This is a genomic window from Streptomyces bambusae (assembly GCF_019400985.1).
Taxonomy (GTDB): domain Bacteria; phylum Actinomycetota; class Actinomycetes; order Streptomycetales; family Streptomycetaceae; genus Streptomyces; species Streptomyces bambusae_A.
Genome location: NZ_WTFF01000328.1, coordinates 1 through 8,012 on the forward strand (window position 1 = coordinate 1; position 8,012 = coordinate 8,012).

General features: G+C 71.1%; 9 protein-coding genes and 1 pseudogene. 6 read left to right on the plus strand and 4 right to left on the minus strand.

The window, feature by feature from the left end; genetic code table 11:
* The first annotated feature begins 158 nt into the window (after positions 1-158).
* Positions 159-794 carry a DJ-1/PfpI family protein gene (locus tag GPJ59_RS30235; protein WP_219671101.1) on the plus strand — a complete coding sequence of 212 codons (636 nt, stop codon included), beginning with the start codon at positions 159-161 and terminating at the stop codon, positions 792-794.
* A gap of 59 nt (positions 795-853) precedes the next feature.
* Here the strand turns inward: GPJ59_RS30235 and GPJ59_RS30240 are convergent, their stop codons facing one another.
* Positions 854-1,135 (minus strand): hypothetical protein, encoded by a 282-nt coding sequence (locus tag GPJ59_RS30240; protein ID WP_219671102.1) that lies wholly within the window; start codon positions 1,133-1,135, stop codon positions 854-856.
* A 6-nt stretch (positions 1,136-1,141) separates the two neighbouring features.
* Between GPJ59_RS30240 and GPJ59_RS30245 the strand changes: the two genes are divergently transcribed.
* Positions 1,142-1,912 carry a Tn3 family transposase gene (locus GPJ59_RS30245; protein WP_219671103.1) on the plus strand — a complete coding sequence of 257 codons (771 nt, stop codon included), beginning with the start codon at positions 1,142-1,144 and terminating at the stop codon, positions 1,910-1,912.
* Here GPJ59_RS30245 and GPJ59_RS30250 read toward each other — a convergent pair.
* Positions 1,817-3,112: an alpha/beta fold hydrolase gene (locus tag GPJ59_RS30250; RefSeq protein ID WP_219671104.1), complete on the minus strand. Its 1,296-nt coding sequence runs from the start codon at positions 3,110-3,112 to the stop codon at positions 1,817-1,819. The genes GPJ59_RS30245 and GPJ59_RS30250 overlap by 96 nt on opposite strands.
* Positions 3,113-3,590: 478 nt before the next feature.
* Between GPJ59_RS30250 and GPJ59_RS37970 the strand changes: the two genes are divergently transcribed.
* Complete coding sequence (locus GPJ59_RS37970; protein ID WP_308120566.1) at positions 3,591-4,445, plus strand: recombinase family protein; 855 nt, start codon at positions 3,591-3,593, stop codon at positions 4,443-4,445.
* 30 nt (positions 4,446-4,475) lie between these two features.
* Here the strand turns inward: GPJ59_RS37970 and GPJ59_RS30260 are convergent, their stop codons facing one another.
* A complete protein-coding gene (locus GPJ59_RS30260) occupies positions 4,476-5,225 on the minus strand; it encodes an enoyl-CoA hydratase/isomerase family protein (RefSeq protein ID WP_219671105.1) in 750 nt (249 codons plus the stop codon).
* Positions 5,226-5,281: 56 nt separating this feature from the next.
* On the opposite strand from GPJ59_RS30260, the gene GPJ59_RS30265 reads away from it, so the two are divergent.
* A complete protein-coding gene (locus GPJ59_RS30265) occupies positions 5,282-5,950 on the plus strand; it encodes an HdeD family acid-resistance protein (RefSeq protein WP_219671106.1) in 669 nt (222 codons plus the stop codon).
* 130 nt (positions 5,951-6,080) lie between these two features.
* Entirely contained in the window at positions 6,081-6,575 is a 495-nt protein-coding gene (locus GPJ59_RS30270) for an ATP-binding protein (RefSeq protein WP_219671108.1), read from the plus strand.
* Positions 6,576-6,695: 120 nt separating this feature from the next.
* Here GPJ59_RS30270 and idi read toward each other — a convergent pair whose 3' ends face one another.
* Positions 6,696-7,295, minus strand: coding sequence for an isopentenyl-diphosphate Delta-isomerase (gene idi / locus GPJ59_RS30275; protein ID WP_219671107.1), 600 nt, complete (start codon positions 7,293-7,295; stop codon positions 6,696-6,698).
* Between the two features lie 417 nt (positions 7,296-7,712).
* On the opposite strand from idi, the pseudogene GPJ59_RS37975 reads away from it, so the two are divergent.
* Positions 7,713-8,012 (plus strand): annotated as a pseudogene (locus GPJ59_RS37975) (CDP-alcohol phosphatidyltransferase family protein); the annotation flags it as partial.

An 8,012-nucleotide genomic window follows, 5' to 3' on the forward strand; every position in this document is an offset into this window, starting at 1 on the left:
GCCGGCGCGCCGCGCCCGGCCTCGGGCGCCACGGGCTTCGCCCGGGCCCGCCCTGCCGGGCCTGGACGCCGGGCCGCGGCCCGGCCTCGCATGCCGCACCGCGCCGACATGGCTCGGCCGATCGAATCGTTGGACCGTCCACCCCTTCAGGAGGAAACATGCAGATCGCCATCGTGCTGTACGACCGCTTCACCGCCCTCGACGCCGTAGGGCCCTACGAGACCCTCGGCCGGCTCCCCGACTCCGAGGTCGTCTTCGTCGCCGAGCGGCCCGGCCCCGTACGCAACGACACCGGCTCGCTCGCGCTCGTCGCCGACAAGGCGCTCGCCGACGTCCCGCGCCCCGACATCGTGCTGGTGCCCGGCGGGCCCGGGCAGTCCGACCAGATGGAGAACGAGGTCCTCCTCGACTGGCTGCGTACCGCCGACGCGACCAGTACCTGGACCACCTCCGTCTGCACAGGCTCCCTGCTCCTCGCCGCCGCAGGCCTGCTGCGCGGACGCCGGGCCACCTCGCACTGGCTCGCCCTCGACCAGCTCCCGAAGTACGGCGCGCAGCCCACCGGCGAGCGGGTCGTCTTCGACGGGAAGTACGTCATCGCCGCCGGGGTGTCCTCCGGCATCGACATGGGCCTGGCCCTGCTCGGCCGGATCGGCGGCGACGGCCTGGCACAGTCGGTGCAGCTGCTGACCGAGTACGACCCCCAGCCCCCGTACGACGCCGGCTCACCGCAGAAGGCCCCGGCCGAAATCGTGGCGGAATGGCGCGCCAAGTCCCGCTTCATCCTGGAGTAGGGGCGGTCGGCCCCGGGCCACGCGCCCGGGGCCGCTCCCGGGCGCGGAGCCCGAGCGGGTCAGGCGGTCTTGGGCGCGGCGCGCATGCCGACGTAGACGCACGGAGTGCCGTTGGTCAGGGTGGAGAAGACCACGGGCGTGTAGTCCCCGCCGAGGCCGAAGCCGGCGGCGAAGACTGTCGGTGAGACCGGGATCATGTCCGCTTTCAGCGGCTCGCCCTGGTCGACATCGGGATCGAGGACGAGATGGTCGGCGGGCTCCTGCGGAACACCATCGGCATGGACAGGTTGCGGGCCGCGCTCGCCCAAGCGACCGGCAGGCTGCCGCGCGACAACGGTCATCTGGCGATGCTCGACAACTCCTACTCCTACCTGCGCCAGTTCACCCCGGACGTGCTGAAGGCCGTCGAGTTCACCGGCGGTACGGGCGCCGAGACTCTCATGGAGGCCGTGACGGTCCTGAAGAAGCTGAACGCGGACGGGGCCCGGAAGGTCCCCGACGGTGCGCCGACGGACTTCGTGCCCTGTTCAGTCGACGACCGCGCGGGCGATGAAGAAGTACTTCGCCGGCCGCGGCCTGTCGACGTACCTGCTGTACGCGCACGAAGGCGCGATCCGCCACCGTCACCTGCCGCGCAGACCGAGCAGGCGTGGTGGTGCCTGACGCTGCTGACCAACTCGGTGGTGACCTGGACGACGGAGTATTACGGGCTGGCCATCGCGCAGATGCGGGCCGAGGGCCGCGCCGTTGACGACGAACTGCTGGCGCACATCTCCCCGGCCCACAGCGAGAACGTGAACTTCTTCGGCACGATCAACGTCGAGGTCGACGCCGAGCTCGCCAAGCTCGACCCGGCCGGTTACCAGCCGCTGCGGCCCCCACCGACCGGACCAGCCCTGAAACGATGGCCGAGTCGGGTGCCAGGGCCAACCACCGAATACTGGTGGACGGCATACTGCACGTGGTGTGCCGGAGCGTGTGAGGCGGCCCGGCAGAGCTCAAGGTCCTGGCGCCCTTCTGCTCTACGTGCCGGAGCTCGCCACCCCACTCGCGTCGACGGTGAACTGTCCGTTCGCGGCGCCGTTGAAGGTGCCGTTCTTGATCCACTCGATCAGTGACGCCTTGAGGGTGGAGTGGGGGCCGGCCCAGGGTTCGCCGGGGCGCCCGCCGTAGGGCGTGCCGGATGCCGGGGTGCAGCGCGGGCCGGAGCAGCCTTCGTGCAGGAGGGCGTGGCTTGCGCACTGGACCTCCAGCAGCACCTTGTTCGTCAACGATGCCGGGAGGGCGCCGTAGATGGCGGACGCATTGGCGAAGGGAGTGAGCGTGTCCTCGACGCCGTGGATGACCAGCGTGGGTGTGGTCAGCTGTCCCGCGACGGTGGTGTTCCAGCCGTAACTGGAAAACACCGGCGAGCGGACGAGGCCGGTCGGGTTGCCGGGGTCACTGCCTCCCCACTCGCGCCCCACGGTCTCCTCCTCCAGCAGCTGCGAGCGGAACCGCTCCTGGCTGCCGGGCACGACGTGGCCGGTGCAGGCGGCTTCGCGCGCAGGCGAGGTCATGCGCCAGGTTCCGGTCACGGAGCTGAAGACGTGCAGCGGGAAAGTCGCGAAGCCGCCCGGCGGAGGTGTCTCCTCGGTCGGTCCGCCGAAGAAGCTCGACAGGAACACGGCACGGTTGACCTTGGCGATGTAGCCGGAGCTTCCGGGGAGGAGCGGGTTCGGGTTGGCCGCGTACAGGGTGCGCGCGACGTGCTGCCCACCGGCCGAGTAGCCGATCAGGGTGACCTTGCCGTCCGTGGGCCTGGCGCGCGTGATGGCGTCGTCGATGACCTGGCGGATGTCGCGTACGAAGGTGTCGACGCGGGCGAAGCGGACGTTGCTCGAATGCGGGCGCCGCTGCCCGCCGAGCGGATTCGTCAGGAGGTGCGTCCCCTGCTGGTCGAGGGGGAAGGCGATCGCGACGTGTGTGCGATCGCATCCCTCGGGGTGCGCGCAGGTGCCGTCCGCCTCGTAGGGCCTGAGGCTCGCGTTTCCGGGATCGTCCAGGCCGTTCTCGAAGTGCGTCGAGCGGCCGTAGCCGATCAGGCTCGGGGCGAAGCTGTCGATTCCCGCCTGCGCGAGCGCCTTCTGCACACTGAGCTCGCCGCCGTCAGGGGAGGGGTGTCGCAGGTCGAACGTCGCCGGTCCGGTCTGGGTGCGGCCGTGGACCAGTACCGCGGCCCTGTTGGGCACCCCTGGGCATGCGCCGTTCTCGTACACCGGCCGGACGCGTTGCACCTGGATCCGTGCCGGGCGGCGGTCGAACTGGGGGTCCGGCATGAGGCCGGGCGGCACCCTGAACCTCAGAAAGTGATTGCTGACGGCGACGCCGGTCGGTACCTCGTCGCATTGCTGGACCGACGGCTTGGTGGCGGCCATCGACGTTGTGCCGGAGCCGACGGCGCCCATGATCAGGCACAGGCATAGCACGAGCCCCCGCTTCCGGGCCCGGGACCAGCGGAGCCACTTGGTGCTCAGGATCCCGGCCCGCCATCCCCGTCGGTTCTGCGACCTCGGACTCCGGCTCGCCCACCCGTCCGGCGGACGCTCATGGCTCTCTGGTCTGGCGTACATTGCATCTCCCGCCTGGGCTGCTGCTCTCGGTCCGGGTACGGCCGCTCTCGGGCTGGGTCCGCCTGTCATCTGGTGGGCCCTGGGCAGCATCCTTCGGTGGGTTGTGGCGCCCTGCCAGGCAGGCTCGGCCGAACGGACTGCGGACCCGCACGATCGGACCGAGAGTGTGGTGGATGGAAACGCAGTGTCGGCAAACGACCGTCTGCCGACACTCGCCTTGCTGCGGGCCGGCGTCGACCGCGACAACATCCACGTCGACACCGCGAGCGGCGCGAAGGCATCCCGCCCGAAGCTCGACCTCGTCATGCAGCTGCTGCGCGAGGGCGACACGCTGAAAGTCACCCGGCTCGACCGGCTCTCCCGCTTCGTGCTGCACCTGGTGACCCTCGGCGCCGAGCTGCGCGAGCACGGCATCGGGCTGCACGTCATCGAGCAGGGGATTGACACCTCCACGATGGAGGGCCGGGCGATGTTCGGGATGCTGTCCGTGCTCGCCGAGCTCCAGCGCGAGCTGATCGTGGCGAACACCAACGACGGGCTCGCTTCCGCATCACGGGCCCGCGGCCGGGTCGGCGGGCGCCGGCCCAAGCTCACCGCGGACCAGGCCGCGCTCGCCCAGCAGCTCTACGATGCCCGCGAGAGGATCGTCCAGCGATCGCCGACCTGTTCGGCGTGCCGAGGTCAACGGTGTACGGACACCTCGACAAGGACAAGACCATGCCGCGTCAGCCGAAGAAGACCGCCGCCACGAAGCCGTGAACGCCACTGGCGGGTGACACAGCTACCGACTGCATCGTTCCAGGTCAGCGATATCCGTTGTTATTGCGGCCGTTACTACGGCGACCCCCACACCGGCCGTCGAAGGACTGTAGTTCCCAGCCCTTGTCAGCGACCATCGAGCTCCACGATCTCGATGGACGCGCCGGCAGGGCGGAGAATCGGGCTTCGCCCATCTGTCAGGACGCAGCTTCTTCAGCGGAAGACCAGGCCCCTGAAGGCATTGCGGATACGGGTCAACGGCTCGCGGTTGTGGGTGTAGCAGCCGAAGCGGGTGTGGGCCATGCCTAGGCTAGGCCCCCGGCACTGTCCATTCGAAGCGCGGAGCGCGCCGCTCCAGGAACGCGGCGACGCCCTCCGCCGTGTCGCCGCTTCCGCGTGCCTGCTCCGCCCAGTACGCGTCCCGGTCCGTCCGCCCGCCCACGAACTCCTTCGCCGCCGCCTGGGTCAGCTGGGAGCGCGAGACCAGGGTCCGGGCGAACTCTGCCACCCGCTTGTCCAGTTCGCCGGCCGGCAGCAGCTCGTCCACCAGCCCCACCCGCAGCGCCCGCTCCGCGTCGATCAGGTCCGCCGAGAACAGCAGGTGCTTGGCCGCGGCCGGGCCGACCAGTGCCGCCAGCCGCCGGGTCGAGGAGGCCGCGTAGACGATGCCCAGCTTCGCCGGGGTCACCCCGAACGAGGCGCCCTCCTCCGCGAAGCGCAGGTCGCACGCCGCGGCGAGCTGGCTGCCGCCGCCCACGCAGTACCCGCGGATCGCCGCCAGGACCGGCTTCGGGAACGCGGCCAGCGCCTCCTCCGCCGCCACCGCCAGACGCTGCGGGTCCTCGTCCCCGGTCAGCGAGGAGATGTCGGCGCCGGCGCAGAACGTCGCCCCGGCCCCGGTCAGCACCAGCACCCGGACCTCCGGGTCGGCCGCCAGGCCGGCCAGCAGCCCGGGCAGGTCCCGCCACATCGCGGCGGTCATCGCGTTGCGCTTGGCCGGGTGGGAGATGACGATCGTGGCCACGCCGTCGGTGACGGAGTGCATCAGCTGCGCTTCCATGCCGCGAATCCTATGATCAAAGGAACTGCTCGGGGGCGCTGGGAGGAGGCGCGCTCATGGGCGCTGAGGACCGAGCCCGTGCCGACGGGGCCGAGCCGAAGCCGCAGGCGCGGAGCAAGGAGCACCGCAAGCTGGGCCGCAGCTACGCGCTGCTGGTGCTGCTCGGCGTGATCCTCGTCCTGGCGGGCCTGGTCGGCCTGGTCTACACCGGGTTCGCGACCCTGACCACGATGTTCCTGTTCGGCTGGCTGCTGCTGATCGGCGGTGTGGTGGGCCTGGTGCACGCGATCCAGTCGCGGAGGACGAACTACTTCTGGCTCGCCGTGATCGTGGCCGCCGTCAACATCGCCGCCGGGTTCGTGGTCCTGCGCCGCCCGGAGGCCGGCGCCGAGGCGCTGACGATGTTCGCCGCCCTGCTGTTCCTCACCGGCGGCGTGTTCCGGCTGGCCGGCTCCGTGGTGGTGCGCGGGCCGCACTTCGGGCTGGCCCTCGTCCAGGGCGCCTTCGGCGTGCTGCTGGGCATCCTGATCCTCGCCGAGTGGCCGGGCAACAGCCTGTACGTGATCGGTACGTTCGTCTCGCTCGCGCTGCTCTTCGACGGGCTGAGCCTCATCGCCCTCGGCACGGGCGCCCGCCGCATCCTGGGGACGGCCGGCGGCCCGGACGCGGGCGCGCGGGACACCACCTCGGAGACCCCGGAGGATCAGGAACGGTCCAACAACTGACCCTGTCATACGCCACCGGTCAAAAGGCGTCCGATAGGCGCTGACTTATGGTCAGCCGGCCGGTCCGGACCAGCAGCTTCCCCACCCTTGACACGTGGAGACGATCGAGCGTGAAGACGGGGGCCGGAAGATGGACGTCAGCGGGAGTACCCCACCCGTGCAGGGCCGCGGGCCGGGTGCCCCGGTCGCCCCCGTCGCCCCCTCGGCGTACGAGGGAGCGTGGCGGTTCACCGCACCCGCGACAGAAGAATCCGTTCCGCAGGCCCGCCGGGCCGTGCGCGAGCTGCTGGCCCGGCAAGGCGTACCGGCCCACCCGGACCTCGTCCACGCCCTGCTGCTGATCGTCTCCGAGCTGGTCACCAACTCGGTGCGGCACGCGGCCCTGCTCTCGCCGCAGGTGGCCGTGGAGGTCGCGATCGGCCGGGACTGGGTACGGGTGGCCGTCGAGGACGACCACCCGTACCGCCCGAAGGCGCTGGAGGCGGACTTCGGCCAGACCGGCGGCCGGGGCCTGCTGCTCGTTCGTGAGATCACCCGGGAGGCCGGCGGGGTGTGCGACGTGGAACACACCTCCACCGGCGGCAAGGTGATCTGGGCGGCCCTGCCACTGGCCCACCCGAACTGACCGCCTCGGCCGAGCCGGCCGAAACGGAGCCGGCCGAAACGGAGGCGGCCGAAGCGGAGGCGGCAGAAACGATCGGGCCGCGTCGCCGAACGGGGCGGCCCACCGCCCGGCCGAGCCGGCCTACCAGCCCGTGCCCTCGCCGGTCAGTTCCCGGATCGCCGGCCGGGCCGCGTCCAGCACGGTCATGAACCACGCCGAGAAGGGAACCTCGTCGTGCAGCTTGGCCAGCTCCTCCGCCGTCACGAACGCCGTGTCCCCGATCTCCGCCGGATCGGGCCGCAGCCGGGCCTGCGCGAGTCCCACGAACAGGTGGTTGTACTCCTGCTCGACCAGACCCGAATCCGGGTCCGGGTGGTTGTAGCGGACGGTCCCGGCCTCGGCGAGGAGCGACGGGGACAGCCCCAGCTCCTCGTAGGTGCGCCGGGCAGCGGCGGCGAAGGGGGACTCCCCGGGGTACGGGTGCCCGCAGCAGGTGTTCGACCAGACACCGGGGGAGTGGTACTTGCCCAGCGCACGCTGCTGGATCAGCAGCCGGCCCTGCTCGTCGAAGAGGAACACCGAGAAGGCCCGGTGCAGCTGCCCGGGGGCCTGATGAGCGGAGAGCTTCTCCGCGGTGCCGATCGTGTTGCCGGACTCGTCGACCAGTTCGAGCATGATCGGTTCCTGAGTTCCGGTGCCGTTGGGCGCGCTGTTCGCGGCGGTGGCTGGTGTGGTCGGCATAACCATCCTTCGCTTCGGACTACGGCCTTCAGTCTGCCGTACAAAAGCGGCTTGTCCCCACTTCGGCGATCTAGGCATGTCCGCCCGCGTGCGCATGCTATGGCTCGGGGGCGCACCGGCGTGCACCACGCTGCGCACAGGCGGTGACACGGGAGGTGACGCGGGAGGGACGCGGGAGTGACGCGGGCGGTGATCGGTACCGGCACCCTGGCAGCAGGGCGTTTGTCGAACGTGTCTACGATCACCGATGATGATCGCCCCCGAGCTGCCTTCGCTCGGAGTCACCTCACGTCATCTCGGCGTCATCGGCTTATCGGGCCGTAAACGGGTGGTGAACCCCCGCTTCCATTCATCCGATAGCCTCTGCCGACGTGCCGCCCGCCCCCACGGGGCGCCCGTTCCAAGGAGTGAGTCCGTCTGCCGACCGTCATCCTCACCGGCCAGCCGGTCCCCGGATCACCGCTCGAAGGCGACCTGCGCTCACTCGGCTTCGACGTCCGGCCCGCCGCCGGCCCCGCCGACACCGCCGCGGTCCTGGCCTCCGTACCCGCCGGCCAGCGGGTGGCCGTCGTCGACAGCGGCTTCGTGGGCCACGTGCACGCGCTGCGCCTCGCGCTGACCGACCCCCGCTTCGACGCCTGCGCCGTGACCGGGGCCCTGTCCGTGCAGCCGGCCGCCCGGGGCGCCCTGGACAAGGCCGCCGCCACCGCCCAGGCG